Source organism: Halorubrum sp. DM2 (assembly GCF_901686465.1).
Lineage (GTDB): Archaea > Halobacteriota > Halobacteria > Halobacteriales > Haloferacaceae > Halorubrum.
The window spans coordinates 1,051,951-1,053,013 of record NZ_LR594487.1 but is presented as its reverse complement, the minus strand read 5'-3'; the positions used below and the strand labels follow the sequence as shown (position 1 = coordinate 1,053,013).

The following is a 1,063-nucleotide window of genomic DNA, read 5'->3' as shown; positions in this document are numbered from 1 at the left end:
ATTCGTCGACGGTCCGGACAAACCGATCGACGAGCCGGTCCGGTAGCGACGGCGACACTGTCTCGATGAGTTCGGCCGTGCGGTCCGGACGGTTCAACGTGAGTGTCATCGGCCGCTCGTCGGACTTCTCGACGATCCCGTTTTCCGCGAGCGTCGAGACGTGCCACGAGATCGTACTTCGTGCGAGATCGAGATCGCTCGCGAGCGTCTTCGGTCGCTTCGGGCCGTCAGCATGAAGCCGGATGAGGATTTTCCGGGTGGTCTCTCGTCTGAGAAACGCGAGAGCACGTCGTTCCCACGGATCGAACGACGGGGCAAAATAGTGTGTGCGGCCGCCGATCCGCTCGACGGCGAGTTCGTCGTTACGGACGAGACGACGGAGATGGTACTGGACTTGCCCGGTCGCGATATCGAGATCGCGGCCGACCTGGTTGAAGTGGACACCGGGTGTGTCGCGAACGTGGCGTCGGATCTGAGTCCGGGTGTCCGGCATCTGTGGTCAGCCGACCTAACCGTTACCCGACTAAAACGTGTGCGTTCGTTATCTCTGCCTGGGAACGGACAAAACCGCGGTGTTAGCCGACAAACCGGTTCGGAACTACACTGGAGTCTCGATCGAAGGGTCGTTTTCTTGTTCGTCCCCGTTCAAAGCCCGTTGTGATGCAGCCAATCGCCCTCCTGTTGTCCGCGATCGATGGGTGGTCCGTAGAGGGATCACTACTGCTGCTCGCGGCTGCACTCGTCGCCGGAATGGGTACGGGTATCCTCTCCGTCGTCAGCGTCGTCGCGTATCGTCGTCGTCGAGGAAGACAGTACCAGCTGATCGCTGTCGCGGTCAGCATGCTGCTGTTCCGATCGATTGTGGGCACTGGAACGATCCTCGGTATCGTGCCAATGCCGATCCACCACTTCGTCGGACATGGTCTCGACTTTTTGATCGCAACGATCATTCTCTACACGGTGTACACACATGCGCCAGGATCGGTCGGAAACGACACCGTCTCAGACTGAACAGCGATATTTGACGAAGCGACTGGGAATCGAATTTCGTCTCAGTATTCTT

General features: G+C 58.9%; 2 protein-coding genes. One reads left to right on the top strand and one right to left on the bottom strand.

All coding sequences use genetic code 11. The annotated features are described in order from the left end of the window. Nucleotides 1-493, bottom strand: a 493-nt coding sequence (locus QOL69_RS05435) for a winged helix-turn-helix transcriptional regulator (protein WP_283402339.1), incomplete at its 3' end; no start/stop codon positions are given. A 164-nt stretch (nucleotides 494-657) separates the two neighbouring features. On the opposite strand from QOL69_RS05435, the gene QOL69_RS05430 reads away from it, so the two are divergent. Continuing rightward, nucleotides 658-1,011 carry a DUF7471 family protein gene (locus QOL69_RS05430; protein WP_283402338.1) on the top strand — a complete coding sequence of 118 codons (354 nt, stop codon included), beginning with the start codon at nucleotides 658-660 and terminating at the stop codon, nucleotides 1,009-1,011. The last annotated feature ends 52 nt before the right edge of the window (nucleotides 1,012-1,063 follow it).